Annotated in this window: 17 protein-coding genes; 8 read left to right on the top strand and 9 right to left on the bottom strand. The window is 74.4% G+C overall.

The annotated features are described in order from the left end of the window. Positions 1–74 precede the first annotated feature (74 nt). From WDV86_RS08575 to WDV86_RS08550, 6 genes are all read left to right on the top strand, one after another. Positions 75–833, top strand: a complete 759-nt coding sequence (locus WDV86_RS08575) for a response regulator transcription factor (RefSeq protein ID WP_339567201.1) — start codon at positions 75–77, stop codon at positions 831–833. Then, positions 827–2,011, top strand: coding sequence for an ATP-binding protein (locus WDV86_RS08570; protein ID WP_339567200.1), 1,185 nt, complete (start codon positions 827–829; stop codon positions 2,009–2,011). Before WDV86_RS08575 ends, WDV86_RS08570 begins: the two co-directional genes overlap by 7 nt. Continuing rightward, positions 1,993–3,138 carry a hypothetical protein gene (locus WDV86_RS08565; protein ID WP_339567199.1) on the top strand — a complete coding sequence of 382 codons (1,146 nt, stop codon included), beginning with the start codon at positions 1,993–1,995 and terminating at the stop codon, positions 3,136–3,138. The genes WDV86_RS08570 and WDV86_RS08565 overlap by 19 nt, the downstream gene beginning before the upstream one ends. 466 nt (positions 3,139–3,604) lie before the next feature. After that, the gene (locus WDV86_RS08560; protein WP_339567198.1) at positions 3,605–5,461 is read left to right on the top strand and encodes a glycosyltransferase family 2 protein; all 1,857 of its coding nucleotides are present in this window, start codon (positions 3,605–3,607) and stop codon (positions 5,459–5,461) included. Between the two features lie 176 nt (positions 5,462–5,637). Continuing rightward, entirely contained in the window at positions 5,638–8,241 is a 2,604-nt protein-coding gene (locus WDV86_RS08555; protein WP_339567197.1) for a galactose oxidase early set domain-containing protein, read from the top strand. 165 nt (positions 8,242–8,406) lie between these two features. After that, positions 8,407–9,678, top strand: a complete 1,272-nt coding sequence (locus WDV86_RS08550) for a glycoside hydrolase family 26 protein (protein ID WP_339567196.1) — start codon at positions 8,407–8,409, stop codon at positions 9,676–9,678. A gap of 10 nt (positions 9,679–9,688) precedes the next feature. Here WDV86_RS08550 and WDV86_RS08545 read toward each other — a convergent pair whose 3' ends face one another. The 3 genes from WDV86_RS08545 to WDV86_RS08535 form a co-directional block, all read right to left on the bottom strand. Then, positions 9,689–10,699 carry an ArsA family ATPase gene (locus WDV86_RS08545; RefSeq protein ID WP_339567195.1) on the bottom strand — a complete coding sequence of 337 codons (1,011 nt, stop codon included), beginning with the start codon at positions 10,697–10,699 and terminating at the stop codon, positions 9,689–9,691. After that, positions 10,690–10,917, bottom strand: a complete 228-nt coding sequence (locus WDV86_RS08540) for a cory-CC-star protein (protein WP_445263000.1) — start codon at positions 10,915–10,917, stop codon at positions 10,690–10,692. The genes WDV86_RS08545 and WDV86_RS08540 overlap by 10 nt, the downstream gene beginning before the upstream one ends. A gap of 68 nt (positions 10,918–10,985) precedes the next feature. After that, positions 10,986–12,725: a carbon starvation CstA family protein gene (locus WDV86_RS08535; RefSeq protein ID WP_339567193.1), complete on the bottom strand. Its 1,740-nt coding sequence runs from the start codon at positions 12,723–12,725 to the stop codon at positions 10,986–10,988. Between the two features lie 251 nt (positions 12,726–12,976). Here WDV86_RS08535 and WDV86_RS08530 point away from each other — a divergent pair, with 251 nt between their 5' ends. Next, on the top strand, positions 12,977–13,891 hold the full coding sequence (locus WDV86_RS08530; protein ID WP_339567192.1) for a hypothetical protein: 915 nt from the start codon (positions 12,977–12,979) through the stop codon (positions 13,889–13,891). Positions 13,892–13,913: 22 nt separating this feature from the next. Here WDV86_RS08530 and WDV86_RS08525 read toward each other — a convergent pair whose 3' ends face one another. After that, the gene (locus WDV86_RS08525) at positions 13,914–14,750 is read right to left on the bottom strand and encodes a bacteriorhodopsin (protein WP_339567191.1); all 837 of its coding nucleotides are present in this window, start codon (positions 14,748–14,750) and stop codon (positions 13,914–13,916) included. A 161-nt stretch (positions 14,751–14,911) separates the two neighbouring features. Then, complete coding sequence (locus WDV86_RS08520; RefSeq protein WP_339567190.1) at positions 14,912–16,147, bottom strand: hypothetical protein; 1,236 nt, start codon at positions 16,145–16,147, stop codon at positions 14,912–14,914. Between the two features lie 348 nt (positions 16,148–16,495). Here WDV86_RS08520 and WDV86_RS08515 point away from each other — a divergent pair, with 348 nt between their 5' ends. Continuing rightward, positions 16,496–16,882, top strand: a complete 387-nt coding sequence (locus tag WDV86_RS08515; RefSeq protein WP_339567189.1) for a DUF4190 domain-containing protein — start codon at positions 16,496–16,498, stop codon at positions 16,880–16,882. Between the two features lie 11 nt (positions 16,883–16,893). Here WDV86_RS08515 and WDV86_RS08510 read toward each other — a convergent pair whose 3' ends face one another. From WDV86_RS08510 to WDV86_RS08495, 4 genes are all read right to left on the bottom strand, one after another. Beyond that, positions 16,894–17,811 (bottom strand): sugar phosphate isomerase/epimerase family protein, encoded by a 918-nt coding sequence (locus tag WDV86_RS08510; protein ID WP_445262999.1) that lies wholly within the window; start codon positions 17,809–17,811, stop codon positions 16,894–16,896. Between the two features lie 124 nt (positions 17,812–17,935). Continuing rightward, positions 17,936–19,444 carry a tripartite tricarboxylate transporter permease gene (locus WDV86_RS08505; RefSeq protein WP_339567187.1) on the bottom strand — a complete coding sequence of 503 codons (1,509 nt, stop codon included), beginning with the start codon at positions 19,442–19,444 and terminating at the stop codon, positions 17,936–17,938. A 9-nt stretch (positions 19,445–19,453) separates the two neighbouring features. After that, complete coding sequence (locus WDV86_RS08500) at positions 19,454–20,080, bottom strand: tripartite tricarboxylate transporter TctB family protein (RefSeq protein WP_339567186.1); 627 nt, start codon at positions 20,078–20,080, stop codon at positions 19,454–19,456. After that, positions 20,077–21,051 (bottom strand): tripartite tricarboxylate transporter substrate binding protein, encoded by a 975-nt coding sequence (locus WDV86_RS08495; RefSeq protein ID WP_339567185.1) that lies wholly within the window; start codon positions 21,049–21,051, stop codon positions 20,077–20,079. Before WDV86_RS08495 ends, WDV86_RS08500 begins: the two co-directional genes overlap by 4 nt. Positions 21,052–21,100 lie beyond the last annotated feature (49 nt).

The following is a 21,100-nucleotide window of genomic DNA, read 5'->3' as shown; positions in this document are numbered from 1 at the left end:
CTGCCTGCCGGCGGGCAGCGTCGGCACCGCAGGACCGCTCCGACCGCGGCCTCGACCACTGCGACGGAGGGCCAGTGACGGCTGATGCTCGGACGGCCGACTCCCCGACGGCCGACTCCCTGACGGGAGACGCGGCCGGGCCGCCGGTCGAGCGGTCACCGGTCGTGCGGGTGGCGGCGGTCGACGACCACCCGACGTTGCTGCTGGGCATCGAGGCGCTGCTCGAGCAGGAACGGATGGACTACCTCGGTGGCGCCGGGACCGTCGCCGAGCTGCTGTCCAGAGGGCAGCGTCCGGACGTCGTGCTCCTCGACCTCCGCCTGGCCGACCGCTCGCGGCCGGAGGCCAACGTGGGCGCGCTCCTCGCGGCCGGCGCGGAGGTCGTCGTCTACACCGAGGGCCAGCAGCCGGCGCGGGCCCGCGAGGCCCTGCGGGCGGGGGCGCGGACGGTCGTCCTCAAGCGTCACCCGCCCGAGACGCTGCTGGCGGCCGTGCTCGACGCCGCCTCCGGCTCGACGCACCCCACGCACGAGCTGGCGGGCCTCCTGGTCGACGAGCCGTGGCTCGACCCCCAGCTCAGCCCGCGCGAGCGGCAGGTGCTGCACCTGTACGCCAGCAACATGCCGAGCAAGTCGGTGGCGCGACGCCTGGGCCTGAAGGACGACACGATCAAGACCCACCTTCGGCGCATCAAGGCGAAGTACACGGCCATCGGCCGCGAGTGCGGCACCAAGCTGGACCTGCGCGACCGGGCCGTCGAGGACGGTGTCTACGACCCCGACGACCAGGACCAGCCGCTGCCGGAAGGCCCCGCGCCGCTGCGCCCGTGGTAGCCCTCGCGGTCGACGACCGGGCGGCGACGCCGCGACCACCCCTCGCGCGGCTGCTCTCGCTCGTCCTGCTCGCAGCGATCGCGCTCGGGCTCCCCACGCTCGTGGTCGACCTCGCCGGGCCGCAGGCGCGTGCCCTCTGGTGGCGTCTGCCCGTGTCGCTGGCCCAGGTGGTCGCCGCGCTGATGCTGGTGCGTGACGTCGTGCGAGGGACGTCGCCGACACCGGCGGCGGCCCTGGTCTGGGGCAGCTGGTTTGTCTCGGCCGTCGTCGCGCTGGCGCTGGGGCTCGCCGGCCTGCCCGGCGACGTCCCCGAGAGCGACCGCCTTCCTGCAGCCGCCGTCGCGGCCGTCGTCCTCTGCCGCGGTGTGCGCGTGCTGCTCCCGGTCCTCGTCCTGGCGGGCGTCCAGGCCTGGGCGCGCGTCGTCACCGAGGCGCGCTCACCCGGGGATGCCACGGACGACGTCGTCTTCGCCGTCGCCAACGTCGTCGTGCTGGCCGTGGCTCTGCGGTCGTTGGAGGTGCCGGCCGGTCGGCTCGCCGCCCGACGACGCGTGGCCGAGCAGACGGTCGGCTCGGCCGAGCAGCGGCTCTCCGCGGCGGCTGAGCGTGTCCGCTGGCAGGCGCAGGTGCACGACGGCGTTCTCGCCGTCCTGAGGCTGGCCCAGGAGGGGCATCGGCTCGACCCGCCGGCCGCGCTCCAGGCCCGCCGGGCGCTGGCGGCCCTCGTCGCCACCAACCCGGCCGCCACCTCCGAGGCCGCGACGACGACCCAGGACCTCGCGGAGGAGGTTCGGGAAAGCGCCGAGGCCGCGGCGAGCGGGGCGGTGGTCGACGCCCAGGTCGTGCCGGGAGGGCTGCCGCGACCGGTGGCCAACGCCATGGTCTCGGCCACGTCGGAGTGCGTGCGCAACGTCGTGCGCCACGCCGGCACCCAGGGGCGGTGCCGGGTCGTCGTGCGGGCGAGCCCGGTCCTCGTGGTCGTGACGATCGCCGACGAGGGCGTCGGGATGCCTCGCCGCCCTCGTCGCGGCGACGTCACCCTGGGGCTGCGGGTCGCCGTGGAGCAGCGCCTGGAGGTCGTCGGGGGCCAGGTGGCCTACGAGAGCGCCTTCGGTCGAGGGACGACGGTGCACCTCTCGTGGCGGTCGGAGGGGAGCGCGTGGAACGGCGCCCGTTGATCCTCGCGACCTCCCTGTGGGTGGGGCTGAACCTGCTCTACCTCGGGCTGACCCTGGGGGCGACGTCTGCCCCGGGGCTGTCGGTCCTGGCTGGTGGGCTCGTCGCCGCCGCGACCGTGGTGGTCGCGGCTCCTCTGCTGCTGCGGTGCCCGAAGCCGCTGACGCGGTCGACGGCGACGGTGCTGGCCGGGGTGGTGCCCGTGGCCGCGCTCCTGGTGATGCCCTTCCTCGACGGCATGGCGCGCTTCGGTTACTCGAACTGGTGGGTGGGCGCCACCGGGCCCCTGCTCGCTGGCCTGGTGCTGCGCCGGCGCGGAGGGGCCGCGGCCGCGGCGGTCGCCCTCGCCGCGGTCGTGCTGCTCCTCTGGGCGCCGCCGAGCCTCGAAGGTGCTGCGCTCCTGGAGTTCTGGTTCTCCCGCTCCAGCCACGTCGCCGTCTGGCCGTTGGGGGCGCTCGGCGTCCGGCTGGCCCTAGAGCGGGTGCAGGACCGCACGCTCCTGCTGCAGCGCGGTGAGGACGCCGCGCTCGCGCGGGCCGAGCGGGTCCGGTCCCTCGACGAGGAGTCCACCCGCGTCGTCGCCGCGGCGGCGCCGCTGCTGCGGCGTCTCGCGGCTGGGGAGGTCGTGGACGCGGAGCTGGCCGCAGCGGCCCGCAGCGCCGAGGCGACCATCCGGGACGAGCTGCACGGCGGTCGCCTGCTCACCCCCGAGGTGCGGGCCGGGGTCGCCGCGCTGCGGCGGCGCGGCTGGCGCGTGCACCTCTCCGACCGGGTCTCGCCGCTGGCGCTCGAGAGCCCCGGGCAGCAGCTCGCTGGCAGCGTCGTCGCCGACCTGGTCGAGGCCTGCCTGGCCGCCGAGACGCCCGGGGAGCTCGTCCTCCTTCGGCCGGGCGACCCCTCGACGGTGCTCACGGCGCGCGTCGACGCGCCGACGTCGACCCTGGACGTCGTCGCCGTGGCCATCGGGGTGCTGGCCGAGGCGCCCGGGACGGCGGGCGAGGTCGGCCCACCTCGTCGGGCGCTCGGCTGGGACACCGAGCGGGCGCCCGACAGCCTGTGGCTGGCCGTGCGCACAGAACCCGTCGAGAGCCCGCCGGGAGGTCTCCGGCCCCTGCCGGCCGACCTCTGAGCAGCCAGGGTCGCCGAGCCGTCCGTCGTCCCTCGACGTGAAGCCCGACGGAGCCGGCTCGCTCGGCGACCGAGCGGTGGACGCCGCGCGGAGGTCATGCCGTCACTCAGAAGATGAACGCCGTTCACCTTCCAGACGTCCTCACGGCTGGCTGGCCCAGCCGCGGGCAAATGTGATGCAGATCACAGAAGACCCGGGCGAGCTAGTCCCTCGGTGCTATCACCAAGGACGCAAATCGGGCACACGCACCCAGTGGACGTCACGGTGCAACTTGCCGGTAACACCACGGACGGTCATGAGACGAGGTCTGACCTCGCCACTCGGCCGCGTTATCGCGACGCACGGCTACCTTCTGCGCCGGGCCACGGGGGACGGGCTCGGCGCCATGACGGAGCGTCACCAGAGGTGACGACCTCCACGGTCAGCTCGGTCACGGCGCCACTCTTCGACGAACTGGGGATTCGCGATGACCGCTGTCGACTACACCGGAGCCTCGACCCTCACGGGTCCGCTCGAGGCCGGCGGGGACGCCGTCCGCTGGCGCCGCGTCCTGAGCCGGCGCCAGCGGGTCGCCGTCTCGGGCATCGCGGCGCTGCACGCGGCGCTCGTGACCGGCTTCATCGCCTTCCTGCTGTGGCCGGGCAACCTTCCCGCCCTCGGCAGCCTGCCGCTGCTCGAGGCCGCCGTCGCCGTCTGCGGGCTGGCCATGGTCGTCGGCCTGCAGGTGCTGCAGCTGCTGGGGACCGCCAGCGGCCTCAACTTCGCCTTCCGCGGCGTCGACCCGGTGCCGATGGCTCCCGAGCCGGGCCTGCGGGTGGCCATGCTGACGACCATCGTCCCCAGCAAGGAGCCGTGGGAGGTGGCCGAGGCGACGCTCCTGCGCTTCAAGGAGCAGCACTACGAGGGCGTCGTGGACGCCTGGATCCTCGACGAGGGCGACGACCCGTACATCCGGGCCCGCTGCGCCGAGCTCGGCATCCGGCACTTCTCCCGCAAGGGCGTGCCGGCGTGGAACACCGCCACGGGACCCTTCCGGGCCAAGACCAAGCACGGCAACCACAACGCCTGGCGCGCGGCGCACGAGTCCGAGTACGACGTCGTCACGCAGATGGACCCCGACCACGTGCCGCTGGAGACCGGTGACGTCCTGACCCGGCTGCTCGGCTACTTCCGCGACCCCGACGTCGCCTACGTCGTCGCCCCGCAGGTCTACGGCAACCAGGCCGACAGCTTCGTCGCCCGCGGGGCGGCGCAGCTCGCCTACCTCTTCCACGGGGTCATCCAGCGCGGCGCCAACGCCCTCGGCGCCCCGCTGCTCATCGGCACCAACCACGCCTTCCGGCCGGCCGCGTGGCGCCAGGTCGACGGCTACCAGGACTGCATCATCGAGGACCACCTCACCGCGATGGTCGTGCCCGCCGCCGTCAACCCCGCCACCGGGCGCACGTGGAAGGGCGTCTACACGCCCGACGTCCTCACCGTCGGCGAGGGCCCGACGTCCTGGACCGACTTCTTCTCCCAGCAGCGCCGGTGGGCCTACGGCATCGTCGAGATCGTCAAGCACCACAGCCCTCGGCTGCTGAAGAAGCTCACCTGGGGGCAGCGGCTCTCCTTCGCCTCGCTGCAGTTCTTCTACCCCTCCGTCGGCATGGTCTGGGTGCTCGGCAACGCCATCTCGGCGCTCTACCTCGTCCTCGGCATCACGATCTCCGAGCTGGCCTGGCAGCCGTGGCTCGCCCTCCTGCTGGCGACCTCGGGCGTGAGCCTTGCCGCGTTCTTCTACCTGCGCCGCTTCAACCTCGTGACGCACGAGCGGCGCTCGTGGGGCATGGCCGGCCTGCTGCTCAACCTCGTCACCACACCGGTCTACCTCTCCGCGGCCCTGGCTGCCGCCAGCGGCAAGGCCCTGGCCTACAAGGTCACCGCGAAGGGTCGGCTGACCTCCGGCGACTCGCTGCAGACCTTCCGCCTGCACCTCGGGTGGGCCACCTTCGCCGTCGCCTGCATGACCCTCGGCGCCGTGCAGCTGCACAGCTACCCGGCCCTCTACGTCTGGATGGGCATCACCCTCCTGACGGCCCTGACGCCCGTCGCCATCTGGGCCCGAGGTCGCAGCGCCACGGTGTCGGCCCCCGCCGCAGCCGACGCGCAGGCCCTCGCCGCCGCCAGCGCGGCGGCCAACCCGGCGCTGCCGGCCCCGTCCCGGACGGTCGCGGGCATCCCGGCGCAGGCCCAGGCGGTCGCCGCCTCGGCGCTCCTGGCCGCGGCCCTGCAGCACCACGAGCCCACCACCGAGGTGGAGGCCGAGCCCACCGGCTCCTGATCGACGCCTCGCGTCGCTGAGAGCGGCGGCACCACCGGCGGCCGTCCGCCGGTGGTGCCGCCCCCGTCCCGGGCCCCGCACCTCGCGACCCGCGCCACCACCCACGCGCCCACGCCGCCGACGTCGACGTCGCCGGCCGGACGCGCCGACCCGTCACACCCAGGGGGAGCACCACCATGAGCCCACGCGTACAGCACCGCCGGAGCCGGGCCGTCACGGTCGCGCAGGTCGGTCTCGGCAGCGTCGCGGTCGCCCTGCTCGCCGGCGTCGGCGTCTCGGCCGTCGCCGCTCCGGCCGCGCCGCCGGACGAGCACGCCCACCACCACGAGGAGGGCGCCGTCACGACCTCCGGGGAGACCGTCGAGGACGCCGCCCAGCAGGCCGTGGCGGCGGGTGGCACCCGTGACGGGGACACCTCGGAGAACAGCCTCGACCTCAGCTCGGAGGAGATCGCGGCCGCCGTCGACGAGCAGCTGCCCACCGGCCCGCCGCCCGTCGTCCAGGGCCCGACGGACCTGGACCCGCTCCGGCACGGCGAGTGGGACCACGACGCCGTCCGCATGCCCGAGGCGGCGACGGCCCCGGGGGCGGCGTCGGCGCCGGGCGCCATCCACACGGTGCTGCTGGCGACGGGGAAGGTCCTCGTCGTCGCCGGCTCCGGCAACCAGTGGATGAACCTGCAGGGCAGCTCCTTCACCACCTGGCTGTGGGCCCCCTCGGTCGAGGGGCGGGCGGCCTGGACGCAGGTGCCCACCCCCTGGGACGTCTTCTGCGCCGGGCACACGACGCTGCCGAACGGCGACGTCCTCGTCAACGGCGGGACGACCGCCTACCCCGTCTACGACGACGCGACGGGTGAGCTGCTCCACGACTGGGACGGCTCCAAGGAGTCCTACGTCTTCGACATCTCCGAGGAGAGGTACGTGCGGGCCGCCGACATGGCCGCCGCCCGCTGGTACCCGACGACGCTCACCCTCGGGGACGGCTCGGCGCTCACCGTCGGCGGCCTCTCCGACGAGGCGCGAGACCTCGGCGTCGTCTCCCACAACACCGACCTCGTGGAGCACTTCGACCCGGGCTCGCGCACGTGGTCGCAGGCGCCGCGGATGAACTTCACGACCGCGGACCCCTCCGTGCCGACGCAGGCGGCCGGCCCGAACGAGACCCGCACCTTCCCGTACTACCCGGGCCTGACGCTGCTGGAGGACGGCACGATCTTCTACTCCGGCGCCTCCAACGGCGCCAACGGGATCATGCCCGGCATCTGGGACTGGAGGACCGGCGACTTCCGCAACGTCGACCGCATCCCCCTGCCCTACCAGCGCAACTCGGCCGCCACCGTGCTGCTGCCGCCGGCGCAGGACCAGAAGGTCATGGTCATGGGCGGCGGGGACTGGTCGGAGCCGACGACCGCCGACACCCAGGTCATCGACCTCAAGGGCGGGACCGCCGGTCCCTGGGTGCAGGGCCCGCCGCTCACGGCGCCGAAGATGTACGTCGGCGCCGTGATCCTGCCCGACTCGACCGTCTTCGAGACCAACGGCGCCGCCCGCTTCCGCGAGGGCGGGGTCCGCACGGCCGGCCTGTACGACCCCGAGGCCGGGACGATGACGGAGATGAACTCCCCGGTCGTCGACCGGCTCTACCACTCCGAGGCCTTCCTGCTGCCGGACGGCCGGGTAGCCGCGCTGGGCTCCCAGCCGCTCGACGGCACGATGGACCTCGACATCTCCCTCTTCTCGCCGACGTACCTGACCAGCGGCGCCGAACGGCCCGTCGTCACGGGTCCCGGGACCGTCTTCGGCGCCGAGGCCCTGCCCTTCGACGTCGCCCTGCCCGAGGGCACCTCGCTCGAGGGGGCCGCGCTGCTGCGCCCGAGCGCGACGACGCACTCCACCGACCCCGACCAGCGCCTGGTCGACCTCGTCGTCCAGCGCACCGGCGAGGGCACCTACCGCTTCAGCGCGCCGACCAACCGCAACCTGCTGCCGCCGGGGCAGTACATGCTCGTCGTCACCGACTCGGCAGGGACGCCCTCGGAGGCGGTGTGGGTCAGCGTCGACGTCCCGACCGTCAACCCAGCCCCGGCTCCTGACGCGCCCGACCCCGACGCGCCCGACCCCGACGCGCCTGACCCCGACGCGCCTGACCCCGACGCCCCCGACCCCGACGCCCCTGACCCTGGCACCCCTGACGAGGGGACCGAGGCGCCGGCCGAGGGGCTGGGCGCCACGTGGACGATGCAGGGCTGGGAGGCCCGCATCACGACGGACGCGGGGGCGGCCGGCCGCGACGTCCACCTCGAGGAGCGCGTCGGGCAGGAGTGGGAGTACCGCACCAACGACGTCACCGGCTCCGACGGGTCGGTGACGATGACCTGGGGCGGCGGCGGTGCCAAGACCTTCCGGCTCCGGGTCGTCGGGACCGACGAGCTCTCCGCCCCCTTCCGGGTCGTCTACGGCACCGGCCCGACGTCCGGCAGCACGCAGGCCGGCGCGCCGGTCGGCCGGACGTTGGCGCTGGACGTCACGACGGGCGGCTGGGAGGCCCGCTTCACGGCGCGCTCCTCGACCGCCCGCGCCGGCCAGGACGTCGTCCTGGAGCAGCTGGTCGACGGGCAGTGGTCGCGGGCTACCAACGCCCCCACGGGAGAGCACGGCGTCACCCCGCCGATGGTCTGGGGCGGCGGCGGGACCCACCAGTTCCGCGCCGTCCTGCCCGACGACGGTGACCTCGACGCCGCGACGAGCCCTGTCGTGACCGTCACCTACGGGCCTTGAGGTCACGCTGGGGGCCGCCCGGCCCGCACCAGGGCCGTCCGGCGGACGACCGAGCAAGCAGGGGGTGAGGCCGTGCCTGGGCTGAGGAGGGGGACGGGCGCGGGCCCGCGACGGCCCGCGCCCGCGGTGGGCCGGTGGCTCGGCCGCGCGGGGTCGCTCGTCGTGGTGGCGTCGCTGGTGGGCGCGGCCCCGGCCCCGGCGCCGGCCTCGGCCCCGCTCGCCGAGCGCGCGCTGCTGGGCGCGTTCGTGCACCAGCCCGGGCTCGTGGAGGGCGACCCGGCCGGGGTCGCCGCGCTGGAGGCGCTCCTCGGCCGGCGCCTCGACGTCGTCCACGACTTCCTGCCCTGGGGCGTCCCGCTGGCCCGGGTCGCCGACCGGGCGCCCGAGCGGCCGCTCCTCGTCTCCTGGGCGCCGAGCGCGCAGGCGGTGCGCGACCTCGCGGCCGGCCGGCCCGACGCCTACGTCGACGGGGTCGTCGCCGACCTCGCGGCCCGGGAGGCGGCGACCTTCCTGCGCTTCGGCTACGAGATGAACGGCTCGTGGAACGCCTACTCCGCGGCGGCCGACGGCGGCCCGTCGGCGGCGCAGTTCCGGCAGGCCTGGCGCGAGCTGGCCCGGCGCCTGGACGCCGCCGGCGCCGACGTGCCCCTGGTGTGGTGCCCCAACGAGCGTGACTGGCCGGCCGTCGACGGCAACCGGCTGGAGGACTACTGGCCCGGGGCCGACGTCGTCGACGTCCTCGGCGTCGACGCCTACGACTGGGGCTCCCAGCGGCCCCGCCGCGGCGACGGGCGCCACCGCAGCTTCGAGCAGGTGCTCGCCCGGCCCTACGAGCGCGTGACCGCGCTGCCGCGCACCGCGCACCTGCCCGTGTGGCTCTGCGAGACCGGCACCACGGAGGTCGAGGGCCGCCCGCAGGCCAAGGGCGACTGGTACCGCGACCTGTACGCCTCGACGCGCTTCCCCCGCCTCGCCGCCGTCGTGCACTTCTCCCAGGACGACCAGCGCGACGTCCAGCGCGACTGGCGCCTCGACACCTCCCCGGAGAGCGTCGCCGGCCTCCGCGAGGCCCTCGTTGGCAGCGGGAGCACGGCGACGGCCTCGGAGCGGGCGCCCGCGGCGGCCGGGCCTGCGGACGAGGCCACGTGGGCCGGGCCCCCGCACGTCACCTGGGTCATGCAGGACTGGGAGGCACGGCTCACCGTGCGCACCGGCGTCCCGGGCGGTGACGTCCACCTCGAGGAGCTGCTGGCCGGCGAGTGGGTGGCTCGCACCAACGACCTCGCCGGCCCGGGCGGCGAGGTGACGCTGACCTGGGGCGCGGGTGCCCCGAGCACCTTGCGGGTGCGTGTCCTCGACGACGAGCAGACCTCACCGCCCTTCACCGTCGTCTTCGGGCCGGGGCGCTGGACGGGCACCTCCTCGACGCCCGTCTAGCCGACCCGCGTCAGGTCGTCTGCTCCAGGCAGCCGGCGACGAGCGCGAGCCCGTCGGCACCGACGACGTCCCCTGCCAGCAGCGGGAGCTCGCAGCGCGGCACGTCCGGCAGGCCGCGGCGCAGGACGTCGAGGTGGCGCTCCTCCTCGACGCGGCGGCGCTCGAGCAGCTCCCCGGCGCCCGCGGGCGAGCGGCGGTTGACGACGAGCGCGCCGACGTCCAGGCCCGCCCGCCCCAGCTGGGCGTGCACCTCGAGCGTCTCCGCGACGGGTAGCCGCTCGGCGGTCAGGACGAGGGCCACCGACGTGCGGTCGGCGTCGGTGAGCAGGTCCCGCAGGTGCACGAGGCGGGCGCGACGACGCTCCAGCACCCGGCGGATCTCCTCGTCCCGCTCGGGACGTCCCGCCGGACGCCGGTCCCGCCGACGGCTCGGCCCGAAGACCCCGTCGGAGACGTCGCCGTCCGGCGCTCCGCCGACGGTCCGCAGCGCCGCGCCGAAGCGGGCCGAGCGCTCCCGCCGGCGCAGCAGGCCGTCGGTCCAGGCCGACATGGTCTCGGGCAGCTGCACGAGCCGGACGGTGTGCCCCGACGGCGCGGTGTCGAGGACGACGAGGTCGTGCGGGGAGTCCTCCAGCACCTGCGCGAGCCGCTCCAGCACGGCGGCCTCGTGCGTGCCGGGTGCGTCCCGGGCCAGGTCGAGGTGCTTGTCGACCTCGCCGGCGAGGTGCTCGGGCATGAGCCGGCGCAGCGTCGCACCGACCGCGCGCAGGTGCTCCTCGGTCGTGCGACGGGCGTCGACCTCCAGGCCGTCGAGGCCTTCGGCGAGCGGGACCGCGGTGTCCCCGACACGCCGCTGCCACAGGTGGCCGAGGTTGTGCGCCGGGTCTGTCGAGACGACGAGCACCCGCCGTCCCGCCCGGGCCTGGTGCAGCGCCGCCGCCGACGCGACGGTCGTCTTGCCCACCCCGCCCTTGCCCCCGACGAGGAGGACCCGGCGCCGGGCGGCGAGGTCTAGCAGCACCCGACGTCGTCCAGCGGCGAGCGCTCCAGGCCCATCCGGCGGTGCCAGTCGTGGACGCGGTCGTAGACGGCGGGCAGCAGCTCGACCGTGTAGGCGCTCGCGGGGTTCGGCACCCCCAGCGCCTCGCCGACGACGACCATGAGGAAGAGGTCGTCCTCGTCACGCTGGGCCCGCGCGAAGGTGCGCCGGTACGGCCCGGCGTAGGCCGCCTGCAACAGCGCCGCGGCGCGGGCCCACCGCCCGACCGGCGGTGCGCCGGACGTCCGGGCGGGGGCAGGGTCGGCGGTCACCGCTCGGTGGTGGGCTCGGGTGCGCTGGGGCCGGCGTTCTCCGCGGCGGGCGCGGTGAGGTCCGGCGTCTCCTCGTCCTCCTCCGGCGGGGTGCGCCGGGCCCGCGACATCGCCACTGCCGCCTCGAAGACGACCCACAGCGCGGCCACGATGATGACGACGTCGAGCCCGAGCAGCAGCCAGTTGCCGGCCTCGTAGAAGGTCCGCAGCTGGGCGAGGGCGGCGAGCATCGCCATCGTCAGGACGAAGGCGAGCGGCACCAGCACCGGGAGCACCGGGCGGCGCTTGCGCAGCAGGATCACCGCGACGACCGAGAGGGTCAGCCCGGCGAGCAGCTGGTTGGTCGTGCCGAACAGCGGCCAGATGACCATGCCGCCCGTGCCGTCGGCGCCGGCGCCGAAGGCCAGCCCCGCACCCACGAGGACGACGACGCCGGTGGCGAGGTACCGGTTGGTGCGGACCCCGAGGATGTCCCCGGCCTCCTGCACGACGAAGCGCTGCAGGCGCACGCCGGTGTCCATCGTCGTCGCGGCGAACAGCACGGCCATGGTCGCGAGCACCGTGCCGCTGAGGGAGGCGGGCAGGCCGAGCCCCTGGTTCATGATCGTGCTGCCGCCCTCGACGAAGGCCGCGACGCCGCCCTCGTTGAACGCGGAGTAGACCGACTCCCAGTCGGCGAGCGTGGCGTAGCCGGCGGTCGTCGCGATGATCGCGCCGAGGGCGAGCAGCCCCTCGCCGACGGCGCCGAAGTACCCGACGAAGCGGGCGTCGGTCTCGGAGTCGAGCTGCTTGGAGCTCGTCCCCGAGGCCACGATGCCGTGGAAGCCGGAGATCGCGCCGCACGCGATGGTGACGAAGAGGAGCGGCACGAGGCTCGGCGTCCCCTCCGGCACGGCGGTGTTGACCGCAGGCGCGACGATGGTCGGCGAGGCGACGGCGACGGCTCCGTAGAGGATGCCGAGGCCGATGAAGAGCTGCAGGCCGTTGATGTAGTCGCGCGGCTGCAGCAGCACCCACACCGGCAGCAGCGACGCGACGCCGGCGTAGAGGAAGAGCACGAGCACCCAGAAGGCCGCCGGGGAGAGGCCGAGCACCTGCTCGGGCAGTGCCACCGGGACGGCGTCGCCGAGCAGGATGAGGCCGTACAGCGCCGTGACGCCGACGACCGACATCGGCACGAGCTTGAGGCCGAACCGGTAGAGCCCCTGCCCCAGCAGCACCGCGACGACCAGCGCGCCCCACACGGGGATCACCGACGACGGCGTCGAGACGAGCAGCGTGGAGATCACGACGGCGAAGGCCGCGTTGACCATGAGCAGCAGCAGGAAGATGACGACGAGGAAGAGATTGCGTCCGCGCGCCCCGACGTAGCGGCCTGAGAGGGCGCCGATCGACTGGCCGCGGTTCTTCGCCGAGGCCCACAGCGCCCCGAGGTCGTGCATGCCGGCGAAGAAGACGGTGCCGATGGTCACCCAGAGGAAGGCGGGCAGCCAGCCCCAGATGACGGCGACCGCCGGGCCCACGATGGGTGCGGCGCCGGCCACGGACGTGAAGTGGTGGCCCCACAGCACGAACTTGTTGGTGGGGACGTAGTCGACGCCGTCGCGCAGGGCGTGCGCCGGCGTGCTCGCCCGCGCGTCGAGCCGGTAGACGCTGCGCGCGAGGTACCTCGAGTAGAAGACGTACCCCGCCAGCACCATGGCGATGCCGACGACCGCCAGGACAAGGGAGTTCATGGAGCTCCGATCTCGTCGTCGCTGACGACCGGACGCGGCGCAACGGACGCTGCTCGCGAGTGCCTCACGGTAGCCGCCGGCCGCGGGGACGACGCGCTCGCGCAGCGTGGGCTCCGTCACCCGACCGGCGCCCCCCGTCCTCCGCCGGCTCCCCCCGTCGGCGCAGCCCGGTCGGACCCTTCAGGGTCCAGATGACGTCCGCGGGCCTGCGAGCGGTCAGCCCGGCCCTGCGGCACCCGATAGCAGGCGTCATGGAGACCGCGGTCATGCACCCCACCTACCTGCCGTTCCGCGAGGAGCAGCTGCTCGCCCGCTTCGCCGCAGCCAGCGGCGGGGGCGACCCGGCGGCGCGGCTGGAGCACTACCGCGGACCCCTGGAGCAGCTGGCGGCCGCCGAGGCCGTCGCCCGTGTGCCGCACCAGCGCAGCGCCGGCTCGGCGGCAGGGGACACCTCGCTCGACCGGGACGAGCGCTTCTGGACGGCCTCGGCCCTGCTGAGCCTCGTCGAGGGCCCGAGCCCCGCGGCGGACCTGGCGGCACTGCTCCGCCTCACCTACGGCGAGGCGCCGCCGTTCGCCGGCTTCGCCACCTGGGCCGACGCCCTGGGCCCGGCGCCTGAGCTGTACCTCGAGGTCAGCCTCCCCTCCCCGCCGAGCTACCAGCACCACCTGCGCTCGCAGCTGCGCCGCCACGTGCTCACCTACCAGCAGTACCGGCAGGGCACGGAGACGACCAAGCTGGAGGGCGCCTCGCTCGTCGACGCCGTCGTCGTGAGCCCGACGACCGGCATGGCCGTCGTCGTCGTCGCCGAGGTGCTGGCCGACATCGCCTCCTCGGTGACCTACGACGTCGTCCGCAACGAGCTGGCGCGCCTGGTCGACGTCACCCTGGACGCGCACAAGGGCCACCCCCAGCCCGCGCTGCGCACCCGCCGCCCTGACCGCACCTGCGTGCTGCTGCTGACCCCCGAGGTCTTCCGGGACGACCGCACCTCACGCCTGTACGGGCACCTGCACACCGCCTACACCACGCACCCGGACAGCCTGGAGAAGCACCTGCCGCACCGGCCGGGCCCCGTCGTCCGGTCGGCGGCGGGTCGCCTCGGCTGGGCCACGTGGGAGGACGTCGAGCGCGTGCGCCCGGGCAGCCTGCCCTGGCGGCGGTGACGGGCGGTCCCGGCGTGCGGCGTCAGACCCTGCCGGGGGCGTCCACCTCGGTGACCCCGCCGCGCAGGGCGGTGGCCTGGGCGTCGCGAGCGGGCTCGTAGCCCTCGATCCGGCTGATGCGCTGGGCGATGATCCCGAGCAGGACGCCGTAGATCACCTTGGAGACCACGTCGGCGATCGTGTAGCTCATCTGCCGGGCGACGACGCCGTCCGCCGAGTCCCAGATGGCCGGCATGAGGTAGGCGCCGGGGTAGAGCATCCACGTGATCGTCAGCAGCCAGAAGACGCCCTTGACCATCGGGCGGACCTCGAGCGGGAGCCGGTCGACGTTGCCGTAGGTGGTGCGCCAGACGACCGCGATGATGATGGCGAAGAAGACGGTGCTGATGGCGCCCCACACCCAGAAGGGCGCCTCGCGGCCGACCTCGTAGAACTGCCCGACGTAGCCGGTGTAGACCATCGCGAGCCCGGAGACCACGAAGATGACGACGCCGCGGCGGAAGGCGACGCCCGTCACCCCGACGACGACCAGCAGCTGCACGAGCAGCGCCGGCACGTCGATGGACCAGTTCATGTACCGGAAGCCGTTGCTGAACAGCTGGTCGCCGACCACGTACTGCGCGCCGTCCCACACGAAGGTGCGCTGCCACTGCAGCGAGAGCACGAGCAGCTCGAGGAAGGCCGAGACCATGACGACGGCCGACAGCGCCGAGGCGAGCCGGTACCGCGGCAGGGCCTGCTTGCTCGTCACCAGGAAGTAGACGAGGCCGGCCGCCATCGCCGCGTAGCCGATGGTGAAGACGTGGTCGACGATCGAGTACTGCCAGTAGTTGTAGGTGAACTCGTTCTCGATGTTCACGGCGGCTCCGTCCACGAGCAGGCGGCGTCGAGGTGTGCCCCCCCGTGAGGGCCGACGAGCAGAGCATGGGTGGAGCGGCCGGCGTCCGCACGTGCAGCGGAGGTCGCGGCCCGCAGTCGTGACCGCACTGTGACGTGGCCACGGGACCGGCGGCCGCGCGCTCAGCTGGTCTGCGTGTTCGGCAGGTGCCGCCCCACGTACCCGACGTACACGTGCCCCGAACGGCGCGTGTCGTCGAGGTAGTGCAGCCGCGGGCTGGTCTGCCCGAAGGTGAGCAGCTTGAGGTGCGCGCCCATGAAGGTCCGGCCCGTCGGGTCGACCTCCGGCGGCACGGGCAGCACCCGCGGCGCCCGCAGCCGCGGGTCGGTCTGCACGGTGCTGCTCTCGCAGCGCGCGTGGCGGCTCGCGGGGAAGGTGCACAGCCCCTCGGGGGTGCGCTCGAGGTAGCCCTGCACGTCGCCGTCCCAGCGTCCGTCGGCCTTGGCCGCGGCGTAGTCGCGCAGCGCGAGCAGCCCCTCCCACGTGCGCTGCAGGTGCAGGCCCGTGTGGACGACGTCGTCGAGCTCCAGGGCGGCGGCGTCGTCGGCGGTGAGGACGACCCGCTCCAGCTGCGGCTGGCGCAGGCGGGCGAGCAGCTCGGCCATCGACGTCGGCACGTCCTCGGCGCTGTCCTGCGGTGCGTCGGACCACACGTCGAGACTGACTCCGCTGCGCTGCACGAGGCGCTGCAGGTCCCGCAGACGACGCTCGGCGTCCCCGCGGGCCTGCTCGGCGAGGGTGCGCTCCAGCTGCTCGTCGGCGTGGGCGCGCTCGGCCTCGGCGAGGCGCTGCTGCGCGGTGGCGAGGTCACGGCCCAGGTCGTCGAGCAGCGCGGCCGCGGCGACGGCGTCCCGGTCCGGGGTGTCGAGCGCCGCGGACCGGTCGACGACGGCGCGCAGCAGCTGCACGGCCTGCCGGGTGAGCACCTCCGAGCCGGTGAGGTCCACGAGCAGCTCGCCGAAGGCGCGGCGCAGCTCCGGGTCACGGCGCTGGTCCCGGCGTTGGTCCCGGCGCTGGTCGGGAAGGGACGAGGGGCCGGACGCGGGGGTGGCCGGGGAGCCGTCCTCGACCGGCGTGCGCGGGGAGGGGACGTCGTCGGCGTCCGAGGGCCGGCCGGCCGGCGCCGAGGCCTGCTCCGGCGCCGTCGTGGCCTGCTCAGGCGCTGTCGTGGCAGGCGCGGGCGGGACAGGGAGAGGAGCCGCGTCCTCGACGGCCGGGGCGTCGACCGCCGCGAGGACGTCGGGGGGCAGCTCGGCGGGGGCGTCCGCCGGCCACCCCGGCGCGGGGGCGGGCGGGGCCACGAGCAGCGGGGAGTAGGAGCACGGCTCATGTCGGTGACCGGGCTTCCCGCCGGCCACGGCACCAAGGGCGTGGCACGCGCCCGAGAGGGGCGCACGAGGAAGCGCGGAAGTGGTCACGAGACGTGCATCGGCACGACCCGCCGTTCACCTGAGTGGGTGACGGTCGGCGCGTCGTCCTGCGCCGTGGCCACGCCACGTGCGAGCCCGGCCGGGCGAGAGGTGACGACGTCCGCCGTGGGGGCCCCTGGAGGGATGGAGGGCCACGAGGCGCGCGACGGGCGTCGGGTGGGTGACGCGGTCGGGCGGCCTCGGCGCGGGACGGGCGTGGCGCCGGCCCGGGCGCTAGCGTCCCGCGGTGCGCCGGGGTGCCCGCCCCGGACGACGGCGCCGGACGAGGAGCGAGCAGTGAGCGACGACACCCCTTCCCCGCGGTACGGCCAGCCCGGGTGGCAGGACCCGTACGCGACGTCGTCGAGCCAGCCGGGCCACGGCCAGCCGTCGCCGGTCACCGGCTACGGCGGCACGTCGGGGGCGACGACCGTCCCTGCGACGTCGATGCTGGCGACCAACAGCAAGGCGGTCGTCGCCATCTCGAGCTGCTGGGCCTTCCCCCTCCTCGGGCTGGTCTTCGGCATCATGGCCCGCCGGGAGATCGCCAGGACGGGTGAGGGCGGCAGCGGCTTCGCCATGACCGGGATCGTCGTCGGCGCCGTCTTCACGGGCATCATCGCCCTCTACGTCGTCGGGGTCATCGCCGTCGTCGGCCTGGGGATCGCCGGCTCGGGCTTCTGACCCGAGCGGCCTCAGCCGGCCAGCATCCGCCCGACCCGCCGGGTCCCCAGGAGGCCGCGGAGGTAGTCGCGGTTGCGGGCGCTGACGGACAGGCCGTCACCGCCGTAGTGCTCGCAGGTGATGGGGCCGCGGAAGCCGAGCTCCACGGCGTCGGCCAGCATCTGCCGGTAGCTCATGACGCCCGTCTCCAGCGGCGCCGGCGCCGTCGTGATGGCGCCGGTGGTCTCGTCCTCGGTGCGCAGGTAGTTCTTGGTGTGCCAGTAGTTGGTGTACGGCAGCACCTTCGCGGCCATCTCGTCCCAGCGCTCCACGGGCCGGTGGAGGCGCTGCAGGTTGCCGAGGTCGGGGTTGAGGCCCACCTCGGGCAGGTCGACGTCGGTGACGAAGCGCACGGCGCCGTCGGCGGTGCCGAGGTAGGTGTCCTCGTACATCTCCAGGGAGAGGACGAGCCCGTTCTCGGCCGCGTGGCGTCCCAGCTCGCGGGTGCGCTCGACGGCGAGCCGGTAGGTGCCGGGGTCGACGTCGGGGTCGGGGTCCTGCGCCCCCGGGGCCGTCCAGAACCACAGCGCCCGCTTCTGCGCCGGGGCGAGGGCGCGGAAGAAGCCGACGTTGAAGACCTCGGCGCCGACCGTCGTCGCCGCGTCGATGCCGCGGTGCAGCAGCGCGAGGTTGGCCTCGCCGTGCTCGGGGTCGACGGGGCTCTCGCGCGCCGTCGAGACGACGGGGACGCGCAGCCCCAGGTCGGCGACGACGTCCTGGAACTCTCGCAGGCGCTCGGGGGAGAGGTCACCCAGCCGCAGCCAGGAGTCGGTCGGGTCGACGCAGTCGAAGCCCGCGTCGACGACGTCCTCGAGCGTCCGCGCCCACTCCTGCGCGCTCTGGTCCTGCACCGACGAGCCGTCGGGCAGCACGCCGGGGTACTGGATCATCGCGGCGGCGATGGGCCAGTCCTGCGGTCCGGTGGGTGTCGTCCGGGCTTGCTTCACCTGCGTCTGGGCCGTGGCCACGATGTCTCTCCAAGGGGGTCGGTGCGGCGGGTGGGGCCTGGCCGCCTCAGCGGGTCGGCGCCGGCTGCCGGTCCCGCCGGGCCCTGCGCCGGCGCACGAGCGCCACGACGAGCGGGGCGACCAGGGCGAGGATGGCAGCGGCCATGAAGGCCGCCGAGATGGGGCGCTCGAAGACGATGAGCAGGTTGCCGCGCCCGAGCGAGGACGTCTGCACGAGCGAGCGCTCCAGCAGCGGCCCCAGCACGAGACCCAGCACGAGCGGCGCGGCCGGGAAGTCGAAGCGCTTCATGAAGTAGCCGAGGACGCCGGCGGCGAAGGCCACCCACAGCGAGAACGTGTTGTTCCCGATGGCGAAGGCGCCGAGCAGGCTGATGAAGAGGATGAACGGGTACAGGTAGCTGTAGGGCACGCGGAGCGCCTGCGCGAAGACGGGCGCCAGCGGGAGGTTGAGCACCAGCAGGAAGAAGTTGCCGATGACGAAGGAGACGAGCAGGCCCCAGACCAGCGCCGGCTGCTGCTCGAACAGGAGCGGGCCCGGCTGCAGCCCGAAGATGACGAAGGCGCCCAGCAGCACCGCGGTGGTGCCGCTGCCGGGGATGCCGAGCGACAGGGTGGGGATGAAGCTCGCGTTGGCGGCCGCGTTGTTGGACGCCTCGGGGGCGGCGACCCCCTCGATCGCCCCCTTGCCGAGCTCGCCCTTGTGCTTGCTGACCTGCCCCTCCAGCCCGTAGGACATGAAGGTCGCGAGCGTGGCCCCGGCGCCGGGGAGCACGCCGAGGGCGAAGCCGAGCCCTGTGCCCCGCAGCGACGAGGGGATCATCCGGCGGATGTCCTCGCGCGTGATGAGCAGGTCCTTGAACCGGGCCCGGATCGGCTTCTCCCCGCCCCGGTGGATCTGGTGGAGCACCTCGCCGAGGGCGAAGAGCCCGATGAGCACGGCGATGAAGTCGAGCCCGCCCAGCAGGTTGACGCTGTCGAAGGTGAAGCGCGCCGTGGTGAAGCCCGAGGCGATGCCGACCGTGGACAGCAGCAGCCCGACGGCGGCCATCGTGATGCCCCGGAGCAGGTTGTCGCCGGCGAAGGAGACGATGGTCGAGAGGCCGAGCAGGATGACGGCGAGCGTCTCGGGCGGCCCGAACTGCAGGGCCAGGTCGGCGATCGGGGCGGCCAGCAGCATCAGCCCGACGATCGTGATGATCGCGGCGATGAAGGAGGAGATCGCCGAGACGGCCAGCGCCGCCCCGGCTCTGCCGTTGCGGGCCATGGCGTAGCCGTCGAGGGTCAAGACGACGCTCGAGGAGTCGCCGGGCGTGGAGATGAGGATCGAGCTGATCGAGGCCCCGTACTGGCAGCCGTAGTAGATGCCCGCGAGCATGATGATCGCGGTGACCGGCTCCAGGGCCAGGGTCACGGGCAGCAGGATGGCGACGCCCGTGGCCGAGCCGAGGCCCGGCAGCATGCCGATGACGGTGCCGAGGGCCACGCCGATGAAGCACCACAGCAGGTTCTCGGGCGTGACCGCGGTCGCGACGCCCAGGGCGAGGTTGTCGAGCACGGCGCCTCCTCAGACCAGCCCGAGCGCGCCGCTGGGCAGCGGGACGCCGAGCACCCGTTCGAAGACCAGGTAGCCGAAGCCGAAGCAGGCGAGGGCCCCGAGGCCGGCCTGCAGCGGCGGCTTGCGCTCGACGAGCAGCAGCAGCACGAGGACGGCCAGGCTGAGGGAGAGCAGCAGGCCCACCAGCGGGACCAGCAGCAGGGCGGCGAAGAGCAGCCCGAAGACGACGGCGATGGCCCGGCTGCGCTGGGCCGAGGTCCGCCCGAAGACGTCGAGCTCCTCGTCCTCGCCCCCTCCTGCGTCCGCGGGCACGGCGGCGGCCTGCTCGTCCCCGACCGGCGCGTCGACGTGGCCGTCGGCGCGAGCGGCTCGGCGCTGCAGACTCATCCGGGCCAGCTCCGCGAGGGAGGCCAGGAGGATGAAGGCCCCTGTGCTCACTGGGAGGAAGCCGGGGCCCACCTCGCCGTCGACGAGGAAGCCGTACTGCCACCCGAGCGCGGCAGCGACGAGCCCGAGCGCGGCGAGGGCGCCGGTGCCTACGAGGTCGGAGCGACGGACGGCGCCCGTGGCCACCCCGGTGGCGGTCACCTCGACCGGCCGGTCCTGGCGCTGGCCGGCGTCCCCGCCGCCGCTCACGGCTGCAGGGCCGACCGGACGTCGGCGTCGTACTGCACGAGGTACTCGCCGAACTCCTCGCCGAAGAGCGTCTGCGGCTGCAGGTAGTTGCTGTCGATGTACTCGTCGTAGCTCGCCGTCTCGGCCCAGTCCTCGCTCGCCTGGACCCAGAAGTCCACGGCCTCCTGCGGCATCTCGGGCGGGCCGACCATGCCGCGCCACTGGGCGAAGGTGACGTCGACGCCCTGCTCGGAGCCGGTGGGGATGTCCGCGAGCAGCTCGTTCTCGTACCGCTCGGGCGCCAGGGCGCACAGCCCCTTGATGTCGCCCGCCTCCAGCTGGCCGATGACCTCGCCGGGGTTGGTGGCGGCGACGTCGATCTGGCCCCCGAGGAGCGCGGCGATGACCTCCGCGCTGGACTCGAAGGTGACGCGCTGCAGCTCGACGCCCTCCTGCTGCTCGATGAGGGTCCACGCGATGTTGTCCGGTCCGGTCGACCCGGAGACCGCGGCCGTGAGGGACGCCGCCTGCGCCGCCTCGATCATGTCGGAGCACGTCTCCCAGGGGGAGTCGGCGGGGACGACGACGATGTTGTAGTCCTCGCCCACCTTCACGATGGGGGTGAAGCTGTCGTAGGAGAAGGGGACGTCCTGGACGACGGGCAGCGTCACGAGCGCCGTCTCGCTGGCCAGCAGGGTGTTCTCGTCCCCCGCCGAGGCGAGCAGGTCGCCGTAGCCGACGGCACCCGAGCCGCCGGTGATGTTCTGCACGGTGATGGTGAGGTCGGTCACCTCCTCCAGGCCGGAGGCGATGGCTCGACCGGCGAGGTCGGAGCCGCCGCCGGCGGAGAAGGGCACGATCATCGTGACCGGGCCGCTGGGCGCGCCCGCGTCGTCGCCGCCGCTGCTCGTGCCGCCGTCGCCGCAGGCGGTGAGGGCGAGCCCGGCGGCGGCGGCCAGGGCGAGCGTCGTGGTGGTGGGTGTCCTGCGCATGGGGTCTCCTCGTCGAGATCAGGTGCTGCGGGAACGCGGTCGTACGGGT

It is taken from the genome of Pseudokineococcus sp. 1T1Z-3 (assembly GCF_037482365.1).
In the GTDB taxonomy this organism is placed as follows: domain Bacteria; phylum Actinomycetota; class Actinomycetes; order Actinomycetales; family Quadrisphaeraceae; genus Pseudokineococcus.
This window is presented reverse-complemented; position numbering and strand designations above follow the sequence as displayed.

What these genes read in the sequence shown, in the direction of transcription:
- WDV86_RS08530 (WP_339567192.1), top strand. Translation starts at nt 12,977, where the DNA reads ATGGAGACCGCGGTCATGCACCCCACCTACCTGCCGTTCCGCGAGGAG.
- WDV86_RS08555 (WP_339567197.1), top strand. Translation starts at nt 5,638, where the DNA reads ATGAGCCCACGCGTACAGCACCGCCGGAGCCGGGCCGTCACGGTCGCG.
- WDV86_RS08495 (WP_339567185.1), bottom strand. Translation starts at nt 21,051, where the DNA reads ATGCGCAGGACACCCACCACCACGACGCTCGCCCTGGCCGCCGCCGCC.
- WDV86_RS08535 (WP_339567193.1), bottom strand. Translation starts at nt 12,725, where the DNA reads ATGAACTCCCTTGTCCTGGCGGTCGTCGGCATCGCCATGGTGCTGGCG.
- WDV86_RS08510 (WP_445262999.1), bottom strand. Translation starts at nt 17,811, where the DNA reads ATGATCCAGTACCCCGGCGTGCTGCCCGACGGCTCGTCGGTGCAGGAC.
- WDV86_RS08560 (WP_339567198.1), top strand. Translation starts at nt 3,605, where the DNA reads ATGACCGCTGTCGACTACACCGGAGCCTCGACCCTCACGGGTCCGCTC.